The following is a 22,322-nucleotide window of genomic DNA, read 5'->3' on the forward strand; positions in this document are numbered from 1 at the left end:
ATTCTCCTTATTTATAAGTTATTTCCGATTTTTTAAGTGTTCAATGATTCCGGTCTTTTGTAGAAATAAGCCCGCTATTACACCAAAGCCAATTAATATCAAAAGTAGAACCATTTTCCAAAAACCAATAGTGAAGATGGCAATGGCAGCTATACCACCGATAATGCCACCAATAATTGGATATCGATATCTTTCCAGATAATCCATTGACACCTCCTATACAACGCGAGAGCGTTTATTGTTTGTTTCTTTATTTAATGCATTTACTTCAACTTTTATTTTTACAGGTTGATCTACACCAAAGAAAAGTTTTAAACTATCAATAATCTCTTGTTCGAGCAAACGTGATTTTTCAGCAATTTCGACCCGAGGAATGATTTCCCCCTTCACATCAATGTTTATTTTCTTTTTATAGAGTGTAACATTAATGCGTGGAGATTTGAGAAAGTCATTTTCGAGGACTTTCTCACGGACAAGTCCTTCGATAGCTGAACGTTTTAAAGTGAGTTTTCCACCATGAGTAGGTAGTTCAATATCAATATAGGTACGAGGATAAAATGCGATGATGAGCAAAGCAATTATTAAAATAACAGCCAAGATAGCATTTCCCCAGAATAGATAGACAGGTATGTATTCACCGATATAGACGAGTTGACTTGAAGCGCTTGTCATATCGCCATACTCCACTAAATTGTAGTAATCCCAAGCTGAAGGAACTACAAGAGAAAGTAGGAGGAGATCAAATACGATGAGAATAAATTTCTTTCCAGATGACACAAGGCCTCCTTTCTAAATGCTTTAACGAAAAAATTAATGACTCATTTTTGATAAAACAAAGGATACAACGGCTACGACAATGACGGCACCGATGATTGAGGGAATCAAAGCCATGCCGGCCAATGAAGGGCCCCAGCTTCCGAGAAGGGCTTGACCCACAGCAGAACCGACTAAACCGGCTAAGATGTTGGCAATCCAGCCCATGGAGCCTCCTTTAGTGATGACTCCTGCAAGTAAACCAATGATGGCTCCAACAATAAGTGACCAAATCATAAAATACCTCTTTTCTAGTATGTGCTGACATACATTTCTATTCTTAAACTAACACATATGGAAAGCGGATTCAAATGATTGGTTTATTATTTTTTCATTATTCCCAAAAAATAAATGCTCGAATTACCGATGTATCTAACTTTCAAGGTAATATTCCGAAAATTCAGAAAGATATTGATAGGATTTGAAAAATAAAAGTGATAGAATAATGAAAGGGGATACAATATCAGTAAATAATACAAATGGTATCTCAAAAAATAGAATGAAGGAGAACATTATGATTTTAGGTTTTATTAAGGCAAATTTCCCAGGTGAACGTCGTGTTCCGCTATTACCACAAGACATTACAGACTTTGATAATCAATTGCTGATTGAAACTGGATTTGGAGAGTTTTTAGATATTGAAGATGTTGAATATGAAAAAGCCGGGTGTAAAATCCTTTCAAGAGAAGAAGTGTTCAAACAGTCTGAAGCGATCTTTTCATTGAAACTTATCCAGCCAAGTGACTATGACCATATTAAAAAGGGACAAATCATCATCGGTTGGACCCATCCTTATGGCTCTGGTAAGTCTTTCATGAAAGAACAAGCCATTCCCAAAGAACTTATTGTTGTTGACCTAGATAATAATTTCCCTGCTATTTATTATAAGGATAAAGTCATCGAAACAAAGATACCAACAGGTATTATGGAACGTAATAGTTTTTTTGCTGGTTATGCTGGTACATTAGATGCTCTGCTGAAGTTTGGAATTTTACCAGATGAAAGCACTAAAATTGCAGTTCTTGGCTCAGGAAATGTCTCGCAAGGTGCATTTCATGCAGTTTCAAAATTTTCTTCAAATGTAAAAATGTTCTACCGCCGGACACTTCCGGTTTTTAAGGAAACTTTTAGCACTTACGATATTATCGTCAATGGTATCGAAGTTGGAGCGGGTAATAACCCATTTTATCCTTAGAAGATCAAAAACAACTGCGGAGAGGAAGTTTCATCATAGATACGGCAGCTGATGCGGGGAATACGATTGAAGGGAACCATTTCACAACAATGATGGACTCAATCTATAAAGAAAAAGGCATTTATTACTATTGTGTCCCTAATACACCATCTATGGCTTATCGTAATGTTAGTCCAATGCTAAGTAAACAATTGAGTAAATACATTTTTAAAGAAAATGTTGAAATCTTTAAAGAAGCACTGAAACAGAGTAAATAATTAGTGACATGATATAACAATGTAACCTCTAGCTTAAACTTACCTAAAAATAATAAACAAGTTGTTTGCTTGAATATTATGATTTTGTTAGAATGAAACTGTTATGAAATTATAATATTATTTTAAAGGAAAGAGGTATTTTTATGATTTGGTCACTTATTGTTGGTGCAATTATTGGGGTGATAGCAGGAGTCATCACTAAAGGAGGCTCCATGGGCTGGATTGCCAACATCTTAGCCGGTTTAGTCGGTTCTGCTGTGGGTCAAGCCCTCCTCGGAAGCTGGGGTCCTTCATTGGCCGGTATGGCTTTGATTCCCTCAATCATCGGTGCCGTTATTGTCGTAGCCGTTGTATCATTCTTCTTGGGTAAAACAAAAGATTAATACAATTCTTATAAAAAATCACTCTTTGGGTGGTTTTTTTGTATGGTTAAGCAAGCAGATATAGTACAATAAGTTTAAAATATTTTAGAATTAATAAAGAATATCAAGAACAACTTGTATAAGCGAGAAATATCAGGAGGAAGAAGGAAATTGACTGAAGAAGAACAAAATCTCGTCTATTTTTGGGATGGTTTTGCTGAAGAATATGAAGAAATACAACAGGAATCGCCTTTCCCGATTGCTCAAGAGCTAGTGAAGTTCCTTGTACAAGAGAAAATTTTACCTTGTCCAACACTTTTAGATATTGCAGGAGGAAGTGGTCGCTATTTGTCTGTATTTCAGGACCATGTGAAGAGATATACTTTAGCGGATATCTCACCAAAGATGCTAGAACTGGCAAGAGAGAAAAGAAAATCAGAGCATGTTGATTTCCTTAGGATTAGTCAAGAGGCGCTGATTCAAACAAATAAAAAATTTCAAGTTGTTTTTTCCGCAATGAATCCTGCTTTGAACCATCCTGAAAAGATAAAAGAATTGTGCCAACTCAGTCAAAAGTGGTGCCTTATCTTCCGATTGGTTAAGGATGAGGACAGCTTATTTTCTCCTTATGATCAGGAAGTGAACCCAGAGTTAAAATGGATGGAAGACTACAAAAACTTTCTTCAAAAAGAGAAGCAAGAATTTTTTGTGCAACAATTTACTTTTGAAAAAACAGAAATGATTTCAAAAGGCTTTTTCCACGCGTATTTTGAGGACGAATGCAGTAAACGGGAGTTGGAACGCCGTATAAACGAGCATTTTGGAGTGCAAGAATCATGCAAAAATTACCAGAAAGCTGTCTACGAACTGATTTACATTCCATGTAACAAAAAGTGACGAGAAAAGTAGAATGCTTTGTACTATATTTATGATTTATACCAGAGTCGAAAGAAAAACTACAAGAGCTTCAAAAAACATAAGTAAAAACCCAAGAAAATTATAATTTTCTTGGGTTTTTGTTTTATATTATTGGAAAGGAAAAATAAACTAATTCAGTATCCTTTTTTAATATGAGTGGAGTTTAATCATGATAGCCGTAGAGTTTTAATTCGCCCGAAATATATTCTCCTAGATAGACTTCAGTAATTTTATGAAAGCCGTTTTCAACGATTTTAGTTTCGAGCCACTCTTCGTTTTTATTTATAATGTCTAAAACATCATAGTTGGCTTGTCCGTCTACAATGATCGGGTATTTAATGTTTTCTCCTCCAAATTCGATAATTGTTAATTGACCATTTTGCTCTAAAATTGCGCGCTTTACATTTTGAACTTCATAAATTCCATTGGATCGTAGCTTAAACATAAGTTCATTTGCCGATATCCCATTTTTCAAACATTCCGTAACTTTTATTTTTCCATCTTGAATTAAAGTAAGTGGCTTTCCGTCTACAATCACTTTAATATAACGATTATGTTCTTTAGCAAATTTCAGAAGGAGGACAAGAAGAGTCCAAATGATTAGGACAAGGACAAATTGTAAGACCGTTATCGAATCATTATAAATGACACCTCCAATTATTCCGCCTAATACATAATTTTGAACTTGATCCATTGCTGATGAAGGTGCAAGATTACCTTTTCCCATGATGTTGATTTGGATAATTAAACAAACAATTCCGAGGGCAAATTTGATTATTATTGGACTATATAATTGCATAGCTAACCTTTCTTATTATTTAGAAATAATGTTGATTTTATTATTGAGCAGATGGGTTTCGGTGATAGTATAGGATTGCTGATCGGCATTGAGATTGACCGTGTAAAAATCATCTTTTACTTTTACAATGATTCCATCAGTAAGTTGAGTTGAACTTACCAGGATGTCTTTTTGCTCAACCTTCATATTATCTGCAAATTGCTCGACAAAATTGACCATTTGAGAGGATTGAGAATGCCGTGACTGATTAACCTGATAATTTGAATACTGTATCCCAAGAGAAAGGATGAGGAACAAGAAAAAAATGAGACTAAGATCTCGATATTTCGTCTTGATTCGATGTTTTAAATATAACGAAAAAACAACGATAAGTAGTATGAGTGAACCAAAAATGAAAATATACCATAGGTAATCTGTTAGTCCAGCTTGTGTTTTCAAGAAACTAATATCATAAAAATTCATAAAACCTCCAATAAATTAACTGTAATTTTTTCTTAATAACCGATATATTATTAAAAAATTCCACAATTATATACTATCATAAACAAACTAATATATATAAAGAATATTTTTCATTCATCTGCTTAAAATAAAAAATACAATAATTGTTTGTATAATTTTAAATAAAATGGTACAATTTTGTCTACTTGAAATTTTAATATTTTAAATCATAGTTTGTCTTCGATTGAAGTATGAGCTATAAGTAGAAGAAAGGAAAAGAAAAAATTTGGGATTTTCAACAAAAGCAAAATTTGACACCTACAGTAAAAAGGACAGTAGATTAGAAAAAACATTGGGGGTTAAAGACTTTTTGGCTTTGGGAGTGGGAACGATTATTTCTACTTCAATCTTTACTCTACCAGGAATTGTTGCTGCGCAATTTGCAGGACCAGCTGTTGTATTTTCTTTTTTGATTGCTGCAGTTGTTGCTGGAATGGTCGCATTAGCCTATGCTGAAATGGCCAGTGTTATGCCCTTTGCCGGCTCAGCCTACTCATGGATTTCGGTCCTGTTTGGAGAGGGATTTGGCTGGATTGCGGGTTGGGCCTTACTTGCAGAATATTTTATTGCCGTAGCCTTTGTGGGCTCAGGTTTCTCGGCTACATTTCAGCATATTCTAGCAACCTCAAATATACATTTACCGGCAGCTTTGGCTAATCCACTTGGAACTAATGGTGGTATCGTTGATATTATTTCTTTAATTGTTATTTTAATTGCCGCCCTTCTTGTATGGCGAGGCTCGAATGATGCTGGAATAATTGCGCAAATCTTAGTTGTGTTAAAAATTATTGCGATTATCACATTTATTGTTGTAGGTTTAACAGTGATTAAACCTCAAAACTATACACCATTTATACCTAAACACAATCCTACGACAGGTTTTGGGGGGATATCGGGGATTTTATCAGGCGTCTCGATGATTTTTCTGGCTTATATTGGCTTTGATTCGATTGCGGCAAATTCAGCTGAAGCTAAAAACCCAAAACGTACAATGCCTTTAGGAATTGTAGGCTCGCTCGTCATTGCCGTAGTTCTGTTTTCAGCAGTAACGCTAGTTCTTGTCGGCATGCATCCTTATACTGAGTATGCAAATAATGCAGCTCCTGTATCATGGGCTTTGTCAGAAGCAGGATTTCCTTTGGTTTCACAAGTAATTTCAATAGTTGCTGATGCTGGGATGTTTATTGCTTTACTGGGCATGATTTTAGCGGGTTCTCGACTGATCTATGCTTTTGGTCGTGACGGAATGCTTCCTAAAATTTTAGGAGAAGTAGACAAGCGTGAAAATCCAACCAATGCTTTAATTGTTTTAACTACAGTTGCAATAATTATTGGGGCATTTTTCCCATTTACCTTCCTGGCACAATTGATTTCCGCAGGTACATTGATTGCTTTTGTCTTTGTTTCAATCGGGATGTTTGCTTTACGTCCCCGTGAGGGCAAAGATTTACCACAAGCAAGTTACAAAATGCCATTTTACCCGATTTTACCGGCTCTAGGCGCGATAGGATCAATTATTGTATTTGAAAATCTTGATTCACTTGCGAAATTATACTGTTTCATCTGGATTTTGTTAGGTATTGTGATTTATTCATTGTATGGGGCGAAGCGCGAAAAAAATTAAAAATTTTATACCGATTTGAGGATTTATCAAATCGGTTTTTACTTTAATTAAAAGTTAATTACCTCAAAACTAACTTTTTTAAAGAAAAAAACACTTACAGAAGCATATAGGGAAATAATACGTGAATTATGGTAAAATATCTGTATGACAAAATTTTACAATGTAGGAACAATAGTGAACACACAAGGGCTTCAAGGAGAAGTTCGTGTGATTTCAGTTACCGATTTTGCTGAAGAACGTTTTGCAAAAAACACAATTTTGGCTCTTTTTGACAAAAAAGGAAATTATGTCCAAGATTTGAAAGTTAAATCATCAAGAAAACAAAAGAATTTTTATATCGTCAAATTTGATGGATTCTATCATATTAATGATGTTGAAGGCTTTAAGGAATTCACTTTAAAAATAGCTGAAGACAAGTTGAAGGATTTGGACGAAGGCGAATTTTATTATCATGAAATTATTGGTTTAGATGTATATGAAAATGATCAATTAATTGGACAGGTTAGCGAAATTCTTCAACCAGGAGCAAATGATGTGTGGGTCGTCAAACGTAAAGGTAAGCGTGACTTGCTTCTTCCTTATATTCCTCCTGTTGTATTGAATGTTGATCTTCAAGCTAAAAGAGTGGATGTGGAAATTATGGAAGGCTTGGACGATTAGGATGAAAGTTGATATTTTAACAATTTTTCCAAACATGTTTGACTCGCTCAACCAATCGATAGTTGGGAAAGCACAAGAAAAGGGACTGCTTGAACTTCATACCCATGATTTTCGCGAAAATGCGAGCAACAAGCAAAGACATGTGGATGATATGCCTTATGGCGGTGGTCAAGGCATGTTGCTGATGCCGCAACCTATCTATGATACAATGGATAAGATTCCGCATGAAAAGGCGCGTGTGATTCTCCTTGATCCTGCAGGCAAACGCTACAATCAAAAAATGGCTGAAGAGCTTGCCCAAGAAGAACATCTAATTTTTATTTGTGGACATTATGAAGGTTATGATGAACGAATTAAAGATCTAGTGACGGATGAGATTTCACTTGGCGACTTTGTCTTAACAGGCGGAGAAGTAGCAGCTACTGTTATTGTTGATTCTGTAGTACGCTTGCTGCCTGGAGCTTTAGGTAAAGCAGCCAGTCATGAGGATGATTCTTTTTCTTCAGGATTACTGGAGTATCCACAATATACACGCCCGGAAGAGTTTCGTGGGAAGAAGGTCCCAAGCGTTCTGATGTCCGGTCATCACGAAAATATTCGTAAATGGCGCTTGACGGAGAGTTTGAAAAAAACTTTAGCACGACGTCCGGATTTGTTGGAGCAGTACGAAACAAATGCAGAAGAAGAAGAAATTTTGAAACAGCTAAAGATAGAAAGTGAAAAATCTTGATGGCTTGGAAAAATTATATTTGGGATTTTGACGGAACACTCTTCAATACCTATCCTGTAATGTTAGAGGCCTTGCGTGAAGCAATGAAGCAATCCTCAGTAGAATTTCCGGGTGATATAGAAGCTTATATCAAACGTTTCTCTATTCGTAAATTCGCTTTTGAGTTTGCAGACGATGACTTTCTTGACTTGTATCATAAAATAGAAGCAGAGATGCAAGTCAATCCTCAGGTTTACCCTGAGATCCCACAAATTTTGTCAGAAATTGTAGAAAATGGTGGACAGAATTTTGTCCTCAGTCATCGTGATGATGCCACCTTTGAATATCTGGGTGAACTTAAGAAATACTTCACAGAAGTCATTACCAGTCAGCAAAATTTTGCACGGAAACCAAGTCCAGAAGCTTTGGAATATTTGATTCACAAATATAAGTTGGTACCAGAAGAAACAGTCATGATTGGTGATCGTCCTCTTGATATTGAAGCAGGTATAAACGCAGGTGTAGCCACTTTGCTTTTAGATGAGAAAGCATATTTTGGAGACATCGCCGACAAGAAAATAAAAAATTGGAGTGAATGGAAATGACATTAACATTAGAACGTGATAAAGAATTTGTAAATCAATTTCATTATGACGCACGTAATTACGAATGGGAAAAAGAAAACGGAACACCTGAAACAAATATCAATGTACAATTTCAGTTAGTTCCCCATGATCAAGTACCTGACGGAAAAGTTGCTGCAGAAGATACAGCAATTTATGCTATCTTGACATATATGATTCCTTTGGAGAATATTGTCTTATCAGGTATGCTCAGCCAACTTAACTACGTGCGTGGTCGCCAAGTGAAAGAGCAATCTGAATTAGAGCAAGAAGAAATGGCACAAATTGCGGATCCACTTTTTGATCTTTTGAAACGCTTGGTGTATGAAACAACAGAGGTTGCCCTTGACCAACCGGGCATCAACCTTCAATTTTAAGGATTTTTTCAAGTTTATTTATTATGAAATTAGCTATTATTACAGATACTTCGGCAGATTTTGCCGAACAATATAAAAATCGAGACGATTTATTTGTCTTGGAAATTCCCATATCTATTGAGGGAAAAGAATATAAACCAAGTGAAATGACACATCAAGAGTGGTATAAGTTGATGGCTGCAACTTCAGAGGCACCTAAAACATCACAACCAAGTATTCTTGAATTAGAAGAATTACTGCGAACACTAAGACAAGAGGGCTATACTCATGTTTTAGGTGCTTTTTTGAGTTCAGGAATTTCAGGTTTTTATCAAAATGCATTTTATCTACAAAGTGAATTTGAAGATATGGTGGTTAAGTTTCCTGAAACCTTTATTACTTCTAGCCCACTCGGCTATATGATTGAGACAGTGTTGGATGCGGCGGATGCTGGGAAGTCATTTGACGAGATTGTTGCGCGGTTTGAATATCAAAGAGAAAATGACAATGCCTTTATGCTTGTGGATGATCTTCACTGGTTGGCTAAAGGCGGGCGCCTTTCAAGAGGAGGAGAACTTTTAGGGACACTCCTCAATATAAAACCTATTTTACAGTTTTCAGAAGATGGTAAGGTTGTCGTATATGACAAGGTGCGTACAAGCAAGAAAGCTGTGTCAGAGCTGAAGAAACTTATGCTTGCGAACAGTGATCCAAAGTCGCATAAGGTGTATGTCCTCCATGCTGATGCGGAAGATCGCGCAAAAGACCTTTATGATTTTGCCAAGACTCATGGCTATGACGATGTCGAAATTGTAACATTTGGACCTGTTATTGCTACCCACCTTGGTTTAGGTGCTATTGCTTACGGATTTTCACCTAAGAAATAATTTATTGTATAAAAATTAATTTTGAAAAGAGAAGGAAATATTTTAGTCATTTCTTCTCTTTTTTTGTATTTTATTAAATTGTTATTTTTAAAGAAGTGTAAACGCAACCATATAAACGTTGAGAAGTAATTGTCCAATTTTTTTCAAGTTTTGTTTGACTTTAAGTTAAAAAAATATTAAACTAAAGTTGTAATTATACGCATAAATATACATTAGGAGGTATATAATGGAAGCAAAAACTGAAAAGAAAAAATTCCAAATGCCATCGGCATACACGATTCTTTTCATCATCATTGTTCTTATTGCAATCTTGACATGGTTTATTCCAGCAGGGCATTACAAAGTAGATGATGCAGGTAACATTATTGCTGGTTCATTTACGCAAGTAGCATCAAACCCTCAAGGCATTTGGGACATGCTTATGGCTCCCGTCAATGGGATGTTAGGTATTGAAGCAAATGGAAATGTACCTGCTACGCCAGCAGCAATTCCCATCTCATTCTTTATTTTAATGGTAGGTGGCTTTTTAGGTGTAGTGAATAAAACTGGTGCACTTGAAGCAGGTATTGCTTCGATCGTTAAGCGTTTCAAGGGCAAGGAGAAGATGCTGATTCCAGTCTTAATGATTCTCTTTGCACTGGGTGGATCAACCTATGGGATGGCGGAAGAAACATTGGCTTTCTATGCTTTGATCATTCCTGTCATGATTGCGGTTGGTTTCGATACGGTCGTGGCTGTTGCTATCGTTTTAGTGGGCTCACAAGTCGGCTGTTTGGCATCTACAGTGAATCCATTTGCTACAGGTGTAGCTTCTCAAGCAGTTGGTATTTCCATGGGACAAGGTATGGGACTTCGTTTCTTCATGCTAGTTGTACTCACAGGTATTTCAATTCTCTATGTTTATCGTTATGCTTCAAAGATTGAAAAAGATCCCACAAAGTCTTTGGTATATAAAAATCGAGAAGCTGATATCCAACATTTCGACATTGCTTCTATTGAAAAACAGGAAAATATTACGCAACGTCAAAAATGGGTGAATGTTGTCTTCTTCGGAAGTTTTGTCATTATGATTATGTCACTTGTTCCATGGGACATGTTGAACGAACATTTTACTTTCTTTAACGACTTTACCACTTGGTTAACTTCAATCCCAGGTCTCGGAGTTGTTCTTGGTAAGAGTATGGTACCTTTTGGTGCATGGTACTTCCCAGAAATTACAATGCTCTTCATCGTCATGGCCGTTGTGGTTGCTTTCGTTTACCGTATGAAAGAGTCAGAATTTATCTCTGCATTCCTTGAGGGGGCATCAGACATGATCGGTGTTGCTATCGTCGTAGCTGTAGCACGTGGGATTCAGGTTGTGATGAACAACGGAATGATTACAGACACAATCTTGCATTGGGGTGAACAAGGACTTCAAGGTCTTTCCTCAAGTCTATTTATTATCTTAACGTTTATCTTTTATCTGCCAATGAGTTTCTTAATTCCATCAACATCAGGTTTAGCTGCCGCTACGATGGGAATTATGGGCCCAATGGGCGAATTTGCCAATGTTTCAAAAGATTTGGTCATTACAGCTTATCAATCTGCATCAGGTATTTTGAACCTGATTACACCAACATCTGCCGTTGTTATGGGTGCACTTGCTATTGCACGTTTCAACATTGGGACATGGTGGAAATTTATGGCGAAGTTGATCGTGATTCAGTTGGTTGTGATTATGGTTATTCTTGGTGTTGCCGCAGTATTATAAAAAATGAATAAAAAGCTTTCCATCGGGGGAGCTTTTGTTGGAGGTCATATGAAAACTTTTATTACAGACAAATATCAAACAGCAGCTGTGCAATCAATTGGACGTTTAGTCAAACATGCATCTGTATTAGACGAGAGTGATTCTGGGGTAGGTCATCCTTTTGGTAAAAAAGTTTTAGCTGCCTTAGAAGAGGTCTTAGAACTTTGTCAAGAATTAGGTTTTAAAACCTTCCAAGATCCTGAAGGTTATTATGGCTATGCTGAGATTGGCGAAGGCGAAAAACTTTTTGGCTTACTTTGTCACATGGACGTCGTACCTGCAGTAGATCAAGCAGGTTGGGAAACTGATCCTTTTGAAATGGTCGAACGTGATGGCCTTTTAATTGGTCGGGGAACACAAGATGATAAAGGTCCAAGTATGGCTGCACTATATGCAGTAAAAGCTTTGATAGATGCAGGTGTAACATTTGACGGACGAATTCGTTTTATCTTTGGAACAGATGAAGAAACACTTTGGCGTTGTTTGGATAAATATAATGAAAAAGAGGAAGCAATCACTATGGGCTTTGCTCCTGATTCTCATTTCCCACTTAACTATGCCGAAAAAGGCTTACTTCAAGCTTATCTTACTGGACCTGGAACAAATGATTTCGAATTGCATGCGCCTGGCGCATTGAATGTTGTACCCGACCGTGCGTCTTGCACTTCGGACAAAATAACAGAAGTAAAAGCTGCCCTGACAGCACATGGTTTTGATTATGAAGAAACAGAAAAAGGGATTTCGGTAAAGGGAAAAAGCGTACACGCGATGGCTGCACCAGAAGGAGCAAACGCAATCCTACGGTTGTCCATTGCCTTGTCTGAAGTATTTGACTTCAAACCCCTTGATTTCTTGGGTAAACTTGTTCAGGAAAATGCCACAGGTGAAAATGTTGTGGGTAAAGTTATGGACGAGCAGTCCGGCGAATTAACCATGAATTTCACAGATGTTGAAATCACTCCTGAACATACAAAAATCGGTGTGGATATGCGTATCCCTGTAACTGTTGATAAAGATGAACTGGCTGGAAAACTTGCTGCTCAAGCAGCGAATTATCAACTTGAATATAAGCAATATGATTGGTTAAATCCTCTCTATGTGCCGGTAGAAAGTGAACTTATCCAAACGCTTCTTGCTACTTATCGTGAAATTACAGGAGATATGACGGAGCCGATGGTTTCTGGAGGAGCAACCTTCGCTCGGACGATGCAAAATTGTGTGGCCTTCGGAGCTATGTTCCCTGATACGCCAGATTATATGCACCAAGCAAATGAACAATGGGCAATTACGGACTTGCGTAAAACGATGGAGATATATGCTGAAGCTATCTACCGCTTATGTGGAGTGAAGTAATCAACTTTCATAAGAAAAAATGATTCACGAAAGAATCATTTTTTTTACAAGAAGAGCTTGAATAAGCAAATGCTTTTTAGTTTTTAAGCTTTGCATTTTCATTGCTAAGCTGCACTAAATTTTTTTATCTTTAAAAAAATCTACTCAGCGACTCTTTTTTATCCGAAAAGTGCTAAAATAGAAGTATGAAACTAGAGAATTTGCCGTCAGAATTTGTAAAAGCTTTGCCGGTTTTGGAAAAAATACAGGCACATGGTTTTGAGGCTTATTTTGTAGGAGGAAGCGTTCGTGATGCGCTTTTGCAAAGGTCAATCCATGATGTGGATATTGCAACCAGTGCTTATCCAGCTGAAACCAAAGCCATATTCCCGCATACTATTGATGTGGGAATTGATCACGGTACTGTGTTGGTCTTAGCTGGTCAATCTGAAGCTGAACATTATGAAATTACAACTTTCCGTACAGAGAGCACCTATACAGATTATCGCCGTCCAGATTCTGTAGATTTTGTCCGAGAACTTTCGGAAGATTTAAAACGGCGAGACTTTACGATTAATGCCTTTGCTATGGATACTGAAGGAGAGATTATAGATTTATTTGATGGCCTTTCCGATTTAGCTGGGTCACGCTTACGGGCTGTTGGAATTGCAACGGAACGCTTCAATGAAGATGCGCTTCGGATTATGCGTGCAATGCGTTTTGCTGCAACTTTAAATTTTAATGTTGAAGAAGAAACATTTAAAGCCATGCAGGCACGAGCCCATCTTCTAAGCAAAATTTCTATTGAACGTATCTTCATTGAACTCGACAAGTTGCTTCTGGCTAAAGATTGGAAAAAAGGCTTGGAAATATTGCTTGAATCGGAAGCTTATACTTTCTTGCCTGATTTGCAAGAAAAAGCAATCCACGCTTTGATTCAAACCCTAAATCCGGACTTTACTTTTGCAACTTCAGCTCAGGCTTGGGCTGCGCTCTTAGTCCATAGTGATCAAATAAATGTTAAAACTTTCTTGAAAAAATGGAAGGTGTCTAATGACTTTATCAAATATGTGCATGATTTGACAGAAGCCTATAAGCTTGAAAGTTGGAGTTTAGAGAGCATTTATCGCTATGGGTTAGAAAAAGCCCTGCTGGTTGATCAGCTAAAAGTTGCCGCAGGGCAAGATGTTGATTGTGAGCAGGCTTATATCTATGATGCTAAGCTCCAGATACATAGCAAGTCAGAGCTCGCAGTAACTGGTAATGACATTATTCAAACATTTAATATCAAGCCAGGTCCGATTTTAGGGAAGCTGCTACATCAGATTGAAGAACAAGTCGTTAACAACCAATTAAAAAATGATAGAAACAAAATTTTAATATATATTAAGGAGATTCTATGATTACTCGTAAACAAGGTTCATGTACTACTATTTTGGTGGGGAAAAAAGCCTCAATTGATGGCTCAACCCTTATTGCTCGTAATGACGACGGACATGAAGCACTAGATCCACAACGCTTTGTTGTTGTTCAACCAGACGAACAACCGCGTCATTATAAAGCTGTATTAAGTGCTTTGGAGTTGGACCTTCCAGAAAATCCAATGCGTTATACAGCAACACCAAATGCTGTTTTAACAAGCGGGACTTGGGCTGCTGCAGGGATTAATGCTGCAAATGTTGCAATGTCAGCAACAGAAACAATTACAACCAACCCACGTATCTTAGGACTTGACCCTTACAATGAAGAAAGTGGTATGGGGGAAGAAGACTATGTTACTCTAGTCTTACCATATATCCACAGTGCGCGTGAAGGTGTTGAGCGTTTAGGTGCTCTCCTTGATCAATACGGAACATATGAACCTAACGGTATTGCTTTTGCTGACAAAGAAGAAGTGTGGTGGTTGGAAACGATTGGTGGTCATCATTGGGCAGCAGTCCGTATTCCAGATGATTCATACGTGGTTGCACCTAATCGTATGAACATTGATCATTTTGATTTTGAAAGTGAAGATACACTTTGTTCAAAAGATTTGAAAGCATTGATTGATGAGAACCATCTTAATCCAGATTTTGAAGGATACAATTTACGCCATATCTTTGGCTCTAGCACAGTAAAAGATAGTGTATATAATAACCCACGTACTTGGTATGGTCAAAATGCTTTGGGAACTCCAAGTGATGATCCTCAAAATCCAGAATTACCATTCATCTGTAAAGCTACACGTAAAATTTCAGTAGAAGACATGAAATTTGTACTTTCAAGCCACTTTGAAAATACTGAATTTGATACTTACGGTACAACAAATACACCAGAGCAAGCACAACTTTTCCGCCCCATTGGAATCAACCGTAATCACAGTGTTCACATTTTACAAATCCGTAATCATGTTGATGAAAAAATTGCGGGTATTCAATGGTTGGCATTTGGGGCAAATACCTTCAACCACGTCGTACCTTTCTACACAAATGTTGAGGATACACCAGCTTGCTATCGTGATGCAACAGCGACATTTGACTTGAATAATATGTACTGGCTCAGTTGTACAGCAGCACTTCTTGGTGATACAGATTACAGTAAGTACGTTGATTTACGTGATACCTATGAATTGGCAACTGTAGGTAAATTCCGTGAAATCCAAAATAAAACGGATAAAGCGGGAGCTGCAGCAGACCTACAAGCAGCAAATGAAGAATTAGCAGCGTTTGCATTAAAATCAATGACGGAAATGCTGGGACGTATGGTAATTTCAGGTTCAAATCGCATGAAACTACGTTATGATTTCAACGATTAATTCTGATAAAAAGCACTTATGTGCTTTTTTTTATGCTCTATACAAAATACTAAAAACTGTCTATCCCACAAACGAGCGTAAAGTAGGTGCTTAGTTTTCAAAACATATTGTGCTAAAATAAAAAGAAGAAATTTATCTTACATTTTAATTTATTAAAAAGAAAGCAAGGAAAATGCGTAAAACATTCCAATCAACAAAAGACTTTTTTAAAAATACGTTTCATTATTTTGGTCCCGTCATCTTTTTTCACCTCTTACTTTTACTCGTTGTAGTTCCGACATTAACAGCGACCACTAATTTTTTACTTCATCGTAAGGAGATTGATTATCTGGCTTATGATAATGTGCTCTCGATTTTCAGTCAACATCCACTCACAGCGTTTGCTCTGATTGGAATTTTAGTACTGATTGTAGTTTCGGTATTCTTAGAATTCACTTTTCTAACGATACTGGTTCACTTTGTGAAGCAAAAAGAAAAAGTTACAATTCCTGAGTTACTTTATGCAACATTTTCACGGTTGCGACATCTCAGACCTTCTCTTATCTTATTTTTCTTGTTTTATTTTATGTTAGTTTTGCCTTTAAGTGGTTTTGCCAGCGGTATAGACATTATTTCCGCTATTCAAGTGCCTAACTTCATCTTGGAGTTTATTGCAACTAACAATTGGTGGCTGTTGACAGCCTACATTTTACTGACTTTATTATCCATGTTTATTGGATACCGTCTAATTTTTGTTCTGCCGCTCATGATTTTGCAGCAGAAAAAACTTAGGACCTCATTGAGTGTCAGCTGGCAGATGAGCAAAGGAAAATTTAAAGTTTTCTTTTTCCGCTTTATAGCAATTTTCATCAGTTTACTGGCTTCTTTCTGGGTAATCAGTCAACTCTTGATTCTGTTACAATCTACAATAGATCATCACATGCCCCAATTGGCTCTAGCATCAGCGACAGTGATTATGTTTATAATCCAAGTTTCGGCTTTATTACACATGCTTTTGTCACTGATTTTGATTTTCTATGTGGTTATTAATTTGTTAGAGGAATTAACACCAGAAGAAATCTATGTAGAGCTAAAAGCTTTTCAACTATTGCCTAAAGGTTGGCGTTGGGTGAGCCGAAGTTTATTGGGGTTTTTCACAGTCCTATTTATTGCGCTTATTGGTGTTTTTAACGTTTATTACCTCAGCCAGGATACCTTGTCAAACCCACTTATTATTTCACATCGTGGTGTGTCAGAGAAAAATGGTGTCCAAAATACAATCCCCGCCTTGATTGAAACTAGCCAAACCTATCATCCAGATTATGTTGAGATGGATGTACGTGAAACAAAGGACAAGCAATTTGTTGTCATGCATGATGAAAATTTACGTCATTTAGCTGGAGTGAACAAGAAAGTAAATGAATTGACTTTAGCTGAACTCACCAAACTCACTGTCCGAGAAAACGGTAAATCTGCCCCTTTACCAAGCTTTGATGAATACTTGAAAGAAGCAGATAGGCTTGGTCAAAAATTACTGATTGAAATTAAAATCCCGCTTAAGGAAGATGTCAATGCAGTAAGTGAAAATTTCTTGCAACGTTATAAAAAGGATATCGAAGCAAAAAATCATCAGGTGCAATCTTTAAGCTTTGATTTGTCACGGAGCTTAAAAAGACATGATTCATCTACTTTTGTCTCTTACATTATGACCTACAACCTTATCGGAGTACCGAAAAGTAACGTCGACGCTTTTTCTGTTGAAATATCAACATTGGATTCGGAATTTGTAGAAAAAGCACATGATTATGGGAAAAAAGTATACGCTTGGGATGTCAATGATGCCAATACCGTACAGCGTATGCGTCTGTATGATGTCGACGGCTTAATCACGGATGATATACCGGTAGTCAAGAAAACTATCGAAAATACGCAAAGCGGTATGAGCTTTGCACAGAAAATTCGCATTTACTTATTAGACTTAGGAAATGCAGATTTAACAGATTTAAGTTCAGATAGTTTTTCTAGTTTTAATGTTTGATAAGAAAGGCAAAGGGCTAAGGCTCTTTGCCTTTCTTAACTTGTGCTATAATAAATAAGAGTATTCAGAGAAAAAGATAGGATTTAGATAAAACATGGCAGATTTTTTAGTATCAGAATTAACAAAAAGCGTGGGAGATAAAACACTTTTTGATAAAATTTCATTTATTATACATAACCTCGATCGCATAGGGCTATTGGGCACAAATGGTACCGGTAAAACAACCTTGCTTAATACGATTGCGGGCGTTCAAGGTTTTGATGGAGATGTTTCTCCATTTACTCACCCTCAAGATTATAAAATTACCTATTTGACTCAAGAGCCAGATTTTGATGATGAAGCAAGTATCATGGATACTGTTCTGGATGATTCACTCCCCCAAATGAAGGCCATAAAAAGATATGAAGCTGCACTTTTAAATATTGAAGATTTAAGCAAATTTGAACGTGCCCAATCTGACATGGATGCTTTAAATGCTTGGCAAGTAGAAGCAGATGTGAAAACAGTTTTAACAAAACTCAAATTGCCAGATTTTTCTTCAAAGATAGGATCGCTTTCAGGAGGACAAAAGCGCCGTGTGCAATTAGCCCAAGCTCTTGTGAATCCATCTGATTTACTTTTGCTGGATGAACCGACCAACCACCTTGATGTGGATACTATTGCTTGGTTGCAAAACTATCTCAAAAATAGTAAGAGAACAGTGCTTTTTGTGACACATGATCGTTATTTTTTGGACAATGTGGCGACGCGTATATTTGAGCTAGACAAGTCAAAACTCAAAGAATATCAAGGGAATTATCAAGATTATTTGGCGCAACGTGCTGAAGCAGAGGAACGTGAAGCTGCAAGCTTGCATAAAAACCAACAGCTTTACAAATCAGAATTAGCTTGGATACGTAAGTCTCCGCAAGCACGAGCAACTAAACAACAGGCACGTATTGACCGTTTTGAAAGCTTAAAAGAAGATGTACGTACAGACAAAGACTTGGGTGATGTAGACATCAGCTTGGCGACGACACGTTTGGGAAAAAAAGTCATAAACTTTGAAAATGCAGCATTTGCATTTCCTGATCGTCCCATCTTTTCTGACTTGAACTGGATTGTACAGAATAAAAGTCGTGTTGGTATCGTAGGTGATAATGGTGTAGGTAAATCAACCTTGCTCAATATTATCGCCGGAGAACTTGAGTTGACGTCAGGAACGATGGATATCGGTGAGACTGTTAAAATTGGATACTTCAGTCAAGAAATACGCGGACTTGAAGAGGATAAACGCATCATTAATTTCTTGGAAGAAGTAGCTTCAGCTAGCCAAAATACAAGCGGTGAGACAATTTCGATTGTTAATCTTTTGGAACAATTCCTCTTTCCAAGAAGCACACACGGGACTTTGATTCGTAAACTTTCTGGTGGTGAGAAGAAGCGCCTTTACCTCTTGAAAATATTATTAACACAACCTAATGTTCTGCTCTTGGACGAGCCAACCAATGATTTGGATATTGCAACTTTGACAGTTTTAGAAGATTTTCTTGCAAAATTCCCTGGCGCTGTAATAACTGTAAGTCACGACCGTTATTTCCAAGACAAGGTTTCCAATGAGCTTTTGGCTTTTGAGGATGGAAATATTAACCATCTATTTGGTGCTTACAGTGATTACTTAGCGACAAAGGTAGCTGCTCCTGTGGAAGTGGCAACACCGAAAGCTGATACACGTGTACGTGAAGATGCGAAACCAAAGATGACTTGGGCCGAGAAGCAAGAATGGGCAACGATCGAAGATGACATTGCAAAATTAGAAGAACGAATAGAAGAAATCGACACTGAGATGAATGAAAATGGTTCAGATGCTGGGATGCTTTCTACTCTTCAAAAAGAATTAGATCAAGTAACGACAGAACTTGAGACGAAATACGAGCGCTGGGAAATGCTCAGCGAAAAAGTATAAAAGTAAGCGAAAAGCTTGCTTTTTTTGTTACTTTATCTTTCTTTTTTTAGTGATAAAATTTCTTGAAGAGGGCGGAACTAACCTTTAAAAGTTTGTTTATTAATATGGTATAATGTTAGTCATAATAAAGTGAAATTAAGAGAGGGAAATATGACCTACGCAGACCAAATCTTCAAAGAAAATATCAGTAATATCCTCGAAAATGGTGTGTTCTCAGAAAACGCACGTCCAAAATATAAAAATGGCCAAACAGCCAATAGTAAATATATCACAGGATCTTTCGTCACTTATGATCTTGAAAAAGGCCAATTTCCTATTACAACTCTTCGTCGTATTCCTATCAAGACAGCAATTAAAGAACTCATGTGGATTTACCAAGATCAGACAAGTGCACTTGATGTTCTAGAAGAAAAATATGGTGTAAAATATTGGGCTGAATGGGGTATCGGTGACGGTACCATTGGACAACGTTATGGTGCAACAGTCAAAAAATATAACATTATCGGTAAGCTCATTGAGGGCTTAGAAAAAAATCCATGGAATCGCCGTAATATTATTAATCTTTGGCAATATGAAGATTTTGAAGAAACGGAAGGACTTTTGCCTTGTGCATTTCAAACGATGTTTGACGTAAGACGTGAAGCAGATGGACAGATTTATCTTGATGCAACCTTAATTCAACGTTCAAATGATATGCTTGTGGCTCATCATATTAACGCAATGCAATATGTGGCTTTGCAAATGATGTTGGCTAAACACTTCAGCTGGAAAGTTGGCAAGTTTTTCTACTTTGTCAACAACTTACATATTTACGATAATCAATTTGAACAAGCGAATGAGTTAATGTCACGTACGGGTTCAGAAAAAGAACCACGCTTGATTTTAAATGTACCAGATGGGACGAATTTCTTTGATATTAAACCAGAAGATTTTGAACTGGTGGATTATGAACCTGTTACTCCACAACTCAAATTTGATTTGGCGATTTAAGATGAACTGTCGACATTATCACTCAAAAGATTACGCTGAGATTGTTGATTTGTTTTATACGACAGTACATACAATCAATGTTGCTGATTATTCTAGAGAAGAGTTAGAAGCGTGGGCGCCATCGGATAAGTCTGATTTTTGTATGGAAAAACAGCTGGCAGAGAGTTATTGTTTAGTTGTCGAAGAAAGCGGAAAAATTTTAGGCTTTGCCAATGCAACAAGCAGAGACACATTCGATTGTCTGTATGTTGATAAGGATTATCAGAAACGGGGTGTCGGACATCTCCTTGCCAATAAGATTGAACAGTATTGTAAGGAGCAGGGGGCAGAAATAATAAATGTTGATGTTTCCTTAACTGCTCTATCTTTCTTTGAACAACGTGGTTATGTGATTTTAAACCAACAAGTCGTTGTACGACGTAACCAATATTTAAACAATTATAAAATGCAATTAAAGTTATAAAAGACTGGAAGGAAAAATGTACGAAAAATTTATCGCAGAGGCTAATCTAAATCCCGACAACTTCGGTGGTGCCTGGGCTTTTGGGAATAATCCTCAAATGGCTGATGAGTTATTAGAACTTGTGCTTGAAGGGAAAAAACGAGCAACAGCAAGTGCATTGTCTCAGTATGGGCCAGATGATTTTTTACCTGCTGTTGACGGAAGGTATGAGATTTTACTCGATGGTAAAGGGAATCCACGTGCCGCGATCCAAACAAGCAAGGTCTACATCACTAAGTTTAATAAGGTAACGGTAGATCATGCTTTTAATGAAGGAGAGGGAGATAGAAGCTTATCTTATTGGCGGCAAGTACATGAATCCTTTTTCCGAGAGTTGGATTGCTTCGCACCAGATATGGATATTGTCTGTGAGGAATTTGAAGTCTTATATAAAAGTTCGTAAAAGGCGAACGATATTCAAAAAAGATATTACTTTCACAAGTAATATCTTTTTTTGTACTCTAAATAAGGTTAGAATTAAATTATAAAATAAAGAGGAGGCATATTGTGAGAAAGGGACGCTTACTTTATGAAGGCAAAGCAAAGAAGCTTTATGAAACAGACGATGAACAGCTGGTTTGGGTGGAGTATTGTGATAACGCAACAGCTTTGAATGGTAAAAGAAAAGAAGAAATTAAAGGCAAAGGGGCATTGAACAATCAAATCACATCCTTAATTTTTCAAAAATTAAACTCCGAACAAATTCAAACATCTTTCATTGAACAATTGTCTAAAACCGAACAATTGAATCGAAAAGTGGAGATTATACCTCTGGAAGTGGTCTTGAGAAATCGTGTTGCTGGCTCTTTTGCGAAACGATTTGGATTGGAAGAAGGTGACATTCTTCCTCAACCCATTATTGAATTTTATTACAAGTCTGACGCATTGGACGATCCATTTATCAATGATGCACATGTCTATTTTCTTGAACTTGCTCGCCCAGAAGAAGTGGAATTCATCAAATCAGAGACACTGAAAATCAATGCACTACTCCAAAAGCTCTGGGCAAAAATCGGCTTGAGTTTGGTTGATTTCAAACTCGAATTTGGTCGTACAGCAGAGGGAGAAATTATCTTGGCGGATGAAATTTCACCAGATACCTGCCGTCTTTGGGATGCGGAGGGGAATCATTTAGATAAAGATGTTTTCCGACGTAATATTGGTGATTTGATCGAAGTATATAGCCGCGTACTCACAGCCCTTCAAGAAGGAAAAGAGCTTTAAGATTAAGTAGTGAAATCGTAGA

Annotated in this window: 23 protein-coding genes and 1 pseudogene; 19 read left to right on the forward strand and 5 right to left on the reverse strand. The window is 37.1% G+C overall.

The features are described 5' to 3' along the window. Positions 1 to 18: 18 nt before the first annotated feature. Genes KJS37_RS04900 through KJS37_RS04910 form a run of 3 tightly spaced genes read right to left on the reverse strand, consistent with a single transcriptional unit; the run spans position 19 to position 1,050 of the window. Complete coding sequence (locus KJS37_RS04900) at positions 19 to 207, reverse strand: DUF2273 domain-containing protein (protein ID WP_014024981.1); 189 nt, start codon at positions 205 to 207, stop codon at positions 19 to 21. Positions 208 to 216: 9 nt separating this feature from the next. After that, the gene (amaP, locus tag KJS37_RS04905) at positions 217 to 777 is read right to left on the reverse strand and encodes an alkaline shock response membrane anchor protein AmaP (protein WP_213496130.1); all 561 of its coding nucleotides are present in this window, start codon (positions 775 to 777) and stop codon (positions 217 to 219) included. A 33-nt stretch (positions 778 to 810) separates the two neighbouring features. After that, positions 811 to 1,050 carry a GlsB/YeaQ/YmgE family stress response membrane protein gene (locus tag KJS37_RS04910; protein WP_017370116.1) on the reverse strand — a complete coding sequence of 80 codons (240 nt, stop codon included), beginning with the start codon at positions 1,048 to 1,050 and terminating at the stop codon, positions 811 to 813. 277 nt (positions 1,051 to 1,327) lie between these two features. Here KJS37_RS04910 and KJS37_RS04915 point away from each other — a divergent pair. The 3 genes and pseudogenes from KJS37_RS04915 to KJS37_RS04925 all read left to right on the forward strand — a co-directional run bounded on the left by KJS37_RS04915 (position 1,328) and on the right by KJS37_RS04925 (position 3,524). Beyond that, positions 1,328 to 2,265, forward strand: a pseudogene (locus KJS37_RS04915) (N(5)-(carboxyethyl)ornithine synthase). A gap of 143 nt (positions 2,266 to 2,408) precedes the next feature. Next, positions 2,409 to 2,648 carry a GlsB/YeaQ/YmgE family stress response membrane protein gene (locus tag KJS37_RS04920; RefSeq protein ID WP_213496131.1) on the forward strand — a complete coding sequence of 80 codons (240 nt, stop codon included), beginning with the start codon at positions 2,409 to 2,411 and terminating at the stop codon, positions 2,646 to 2,648. Between the two features lie 150 nt (positions 2,649 to 2,798). Continuing rightward, the gene (locus tag KJS37_RS04925; protein WP_213496132.1) at positions 2,799 to 3,524 is read left to right on the forward strand and encodes a methyltransferase domain-containing protein; all 726 of its coding nucleotides are present in this window, start codon (positions 2,799 to 2,801) and stop codon (positions 3,522 to 3,524) included. A gap of 184 nt (positions 3,525 to 3,708) precedes the next feature. Here the strand turns inward: KJS37_RS04925 and KJS37_RS04930 are convergent, their stop codons facing one another. Then, positions 3,709 to 4,344 carry a DUF421 domain-containing protein gene (locus KJS37_RS04930; protein ID WP_019292382.1) on the reverse strand — a complete coding sequence of 212 codons (636 nt, stop codon included), beginning with the start codon at positions 4,342 to 4,344 and terminating at the stop codon, positions 3,709 to 3,711. A gap of 15 nt (positions 4,345 to 4,359) precedes the next feature. Beyond that, on the reverse strand, positions 4,360 to 4,806 hold the full coding sequence (locus KJS37_RS04935) for a DUF3290 domain-containing protein (protein ID WP_096368126.1): 447 nt from the start codon (positions 4,804 to 4,806) through the stop codon (positions 4,360 to 4,362). A gap of 265 nt (positions 4,807 to 5,071) precedes the next feature. On the opposite strand from KJS37_RS04935, the gene bcaP reads away from it, so the two are divergent. The 16 genes from bcaP (at position 5,072) to purC (ending at position 22,300) form a co-directional block, all read left to right on the forward strand. Next, the gene (gene bcaP / locus KJS37_RS04940; RefSeq protein WP_213496133.1) at positions 5,072 to 6,469 is read left to right on the forward strand and encodes a branched-chain amino acid permease BcaP; all 1,398 of its coding nucleotides are present in this window, start codon (positions 5,072 to 5,074) and stop codon (positions 6,467 to 6,469) included. Positions 6,470 to 6,613: 144 nt separating this feature from the next. Then, a complete protein-coding gene (gene rimM / locus KJS37_RS04945; protein WP_017370130.1) occupies positions 6,614 to 7,129 on the forward strand; it encodes a ribosome maturation factor RimM in 516 nt (171 codons plus the stop codon). 1 nt (position 7,130) lies between these two features. Beyond that, positions 7,131 to 7,859 (forward strand): tRNA (guanosine(37)-N1)-methyltransferase TrmD, encoded by a 729-nt coding sequence (gene trmD / locus KJS37_RS04950; RefSeq protein ID WP_096368128.1) that lies wholly within the window; start codon positions 7,131 to 7,133, stop codon positions 7,857 to 7,859. Then, complete coding sequence (locus tag KJS37_RS04955; protein WP_213496134.1) at positions 7,859 to 8,443, forward strand: HAD-IA family hydrolase; 585 nt, start codon at positions 7,859 to 7,861, stop codon at positions 8,441 to 8,443. Before trmD ends, KJS37_RS04955 begins: the two co-directional genes overlap by 1 nt. Then, complete coding sequence (locus KJS37_RS04960) at positions 8,440 to 8,838, forward strand: DUF1149 family protein (protein ID WP_051008863.1); 399 nt, start codon at positions 8,440 to 8,442, stop codon at positions 8,836 to 8,838. Before KJS37_RS04955 ends, KJS37_RS04960 begins: the two co-directional genes overlap by 4 nt. A 23-nt stretch (positions 8,839 to 8,861) precedes the next feature. Further along, positions 8,862 to 9,704 (forward strand): DegV family protein, encoded by an 843-nt coding sequence (locus KJS37_RS04965; RefSeq protein WP_213496136.1) that lies wholly within the window; start codon positions 8,862 to 8,864, stop codon positions 9,702 to 9,704. A 226-nt stretch (positions 9,705 to 9,930) separates the two neighbouring features. Next, the gene (locus KJS37_RS04970; protein WP_213496138.1) at positions 9,931 to 11,457 is read left to right on the forward strand and encodes a YfcC family protein; all 1,527 of its coding nucleotides are present in this window, start codon (positions 9,931 to 9,933) and stop codon (positions 11,455 to 11,457) included. A gap of 48 nt (positions 11,458 to 11,505) precedes the next feature. Beyond that, complete coding sequence (locus tag KJS37_RS04975) at positions 11,506 to 12,849, forward strand: M20 family metallopeptidase (RefSeq protein ID WP_213496140.1); 1,344 nt, start codon at positions 11,506 to 11,508, stop codon at positions 12,847 to 12,849. A gap of 185 nt (positions 12,850 to 13,034) precedes the next feature. Then, positions 13,035 to 14,231, forward strand: coding sequence for a CCA tRNA nucleotidyltransferase (locus KJS37_RS04980; RefSeq protein WP_213496142.1), 1,197 nt, complete (start codon positions 13,035 to 13,037; stop codon positions 14,229 to 14,231). Further along, entirely contained in the window at positions 14,228 to 15,622 is a 1,395-nt protein-coding gene (locus KJS37_RS04985) for a C69 family dipeptidase (RefSeq protein WP_213496144.1), read from the forward strand. Before KJS37_RS04980 ends, KJS37_RS04985 begins: the two co-directional genes overlap by 4 nt. Before the next feature lie 172 nt (positions 15,623 to 15,794). Continuing rightward, positions 15,795 to 17,639, forward strand: coding sequence for a glycerophosphoryl diester phosphodiesterase membrane domain-containing protein (locus tag KJS37_RS04990; RefSeq protein WP_213496146.1), 1,845 nt, complete (start codon positions 15,795 to 15,797; stop codon positions 17,637 to 17,639). Between the two features lie 94 nt (positions 17,640 to 17,733). Further along, positions 17,734 to 19,584: an ABC-F family ATP-binding cassette domain-containing protein gene (locus tag KJS37_RS04995; protein WP_213496148.1), complete on the forward strand. Its 1,851-nt coding sequence runs from the start codon at positions 17,734 to 17,736 to the stop codon at positions 19,582 to 19,584. A gap of 150 nt (positions 19,585 to 19,734) precedes the next feature. Beyond that, complete coding sequence (locus KJS37_RS05000) at positions 19,735 to 20,574, forward strand: thymidylate synthase (protein ID WP_213432663.1); 840 nt, start codon at positions 19,735 to 19,737, stop codon at positions 20,572 to 20,574. A 1-nt stretch (position 20,575) separates the two neighbouring features. Beyond that, a complete protein-coding gene (locus KJS37_RS05005) occupies positions 20,576 to 21,037 on the forward strand; it encodes a GNAT family N-acetyltransferase (protein ID WP_213496150.1) in 462 nt (153 codons plus the stop codon). A gap of 16 nt (positions 21,038 to 21,053) precedes the next feature. Further along, positions 21,054 to 21,479 carry an ASCH domain-containing protein gene (locus KJS37_RS05010; protein ID WP_017370143.1) on the forward strand — a complete coding sequence of 142 codons (426 nt, stop codon included), beginning with the start codon at positions 21,054 to 21,056 and terminating at the stop codon, positions 21,477 to 21,479. 104 nt (positions 21,480 to 21,583) lie between these two features. Beyond that, positions 21,584 to 22,300 carry a phosphoribosylaminoimidazolesuccinocarboxamide synthase gene (purC, locus tag KJS37_RS05015; RefSeq protein ID WP_213496152.1) on the forward strand — a complete coding sequence of 239 codons (717 nt, stop codon included), beginning with the start codon at positions 21,584 to 21,586 and terminating at the stop codon, positions 22,298 to 22,300. Positions 22,301 to 22,322 lie beyond the last annotated feature (22 nt).

Source organism: Lactococcus formosensis, assembly GCF_018403745.1.
Taxonomy (GTDB): domain Bacteria; phylum Bacillota; class Bacilli; order Lactobacillales; family Streptococcaceae; genus Lactococcus; species Lactococcus formosensis.

Bases quoted from the DNA above. Each gene is read 5' to 3' on its own strand.
- KJS37_RS04900 (WP_014024981.1), bottom strand. From the start codon at position 207: ATGGATTATCTGGAAAGATATCGATATCCAATTATTGGTGGCATTATC.
- KJS37_RS04910 (WP_017370116.1), bottom strand. From the start codon at position 1,050: ATGATTTGGTCACTTATTGTTGGAGCCATCATTGGTTTACTTGCAGGA.
- KJS37_RS04920 (WP_213496131.1), top strand. From the start codon at position 2,409: ATGATTTGGTCACTTATTGTTGGTGCAATTATTGGGGTGATAGCAGGA.
- KJS37_RS04930 (WP_019292382.1), bottom strand. From the start codon at position 4,344: ATGCAATTATATAGTCCAATAATAATCAAATTTGCCCTCGGAATTGTT.
- KJS37_RS04935 (WP_096368126.1), bottom strand. From the start codon at position 4,806: ATGAATTTTTATGATATTAGTTTCTTGAAAACACAAGCTGGACTAACA.
- rimM (WP_017370130.1), top strand. From the start codon at position 6,614: ATGACAAAATTTTACAATGTAGGAACAATAGTGAACACACAAGGGCTT.
- trmD (WP_096368128.1), top strand. From the start codon at position 7,131: ATGAAAGTTGATATTTTAACAATTTTTCCAAACATGTTTGACTCGCTC.
- KJS37_RS04955 (WP_213496134.1), top strand. From the start codon at position 7,859: ATGGCTTGGAAAAATTATATTTGGGATTTTGACGGAACACTCTTCAAT.
- KJS37_RS04960 (WP_051008863.1), top strand. From the start codon at position 8,440: ATGACATTAACATTAGAACGTGATAAAGAATTTGTAAATCAATTTCAT.
- KJS37_RS04965 (WP_213496136.1), top strand. From the start codon at position 8,862: ATGAAATTAGCTATTATTACAGATACTTCGGCAGATTTTGCCGAACAA.
- KJS37_RS04970 (WP_213496138.1), top strand. From the start codon at position 9,931: ATGGAAGCAAAAACTGAAAAGAAAAAATTCCAAATGCCATCGGCATAC.
- KJS37_RS04975 (WP_213496140.1), top strand. From the start codon at position 11,506: ATGAAAACTTTTATTACAGACAAATATCAAACAGCAGCTGTGCAATCA.
- KJS37_RS04980 (WP_213496142.1), top strand. From the start codon at position 13,035: ATGAAACTAGAGAATTTGCCGTCAGAATTTGTAAAAGCTTTGCCGGTT.
- KJS37_RS04985 (WP_213496144.1), top strand. From the start codon at position 14,228: ATGATTACTCGTAAACAAGGTTCATGTACTACTATTTTGGTGGGGAAA.
- KJS37_RS04990 (WP_213496146.1), top strand. From the start codon at position 15,795: ATGCGTAAAACATTCCAATCAACAAAAGACTTTTTTAAAAATACGTTT.
- KJS37_RS04995 (WP_213496148.1), top strand. From the start codon at position 17,734: ATGGCAGATTTTTTAGTATCAGAATTAACAAAAAGCGTGGGAGATAAA.
- KJS37_RS05000 (WP_213432663.1), top strand. From the start codon at position 19,735: ATGACCTACGCAGACCAAATCTTCAAAGAAAATATCAGTAATATCCTC.
- KJS37_RS05005 (WP_213496150.1), top strand. From the start codon at position 20,576: ATGAACTGTCGACATTATCACTCAAAAGATTACGCTGAGATTGTTGAT.
- KJS37_RS05010 (WP_017370143.1), top strand. From the start codon at position 21,054: ATGTACGAAAAATTTATCGCAGAGGCTAATCTAAATCCCGACAACTTC.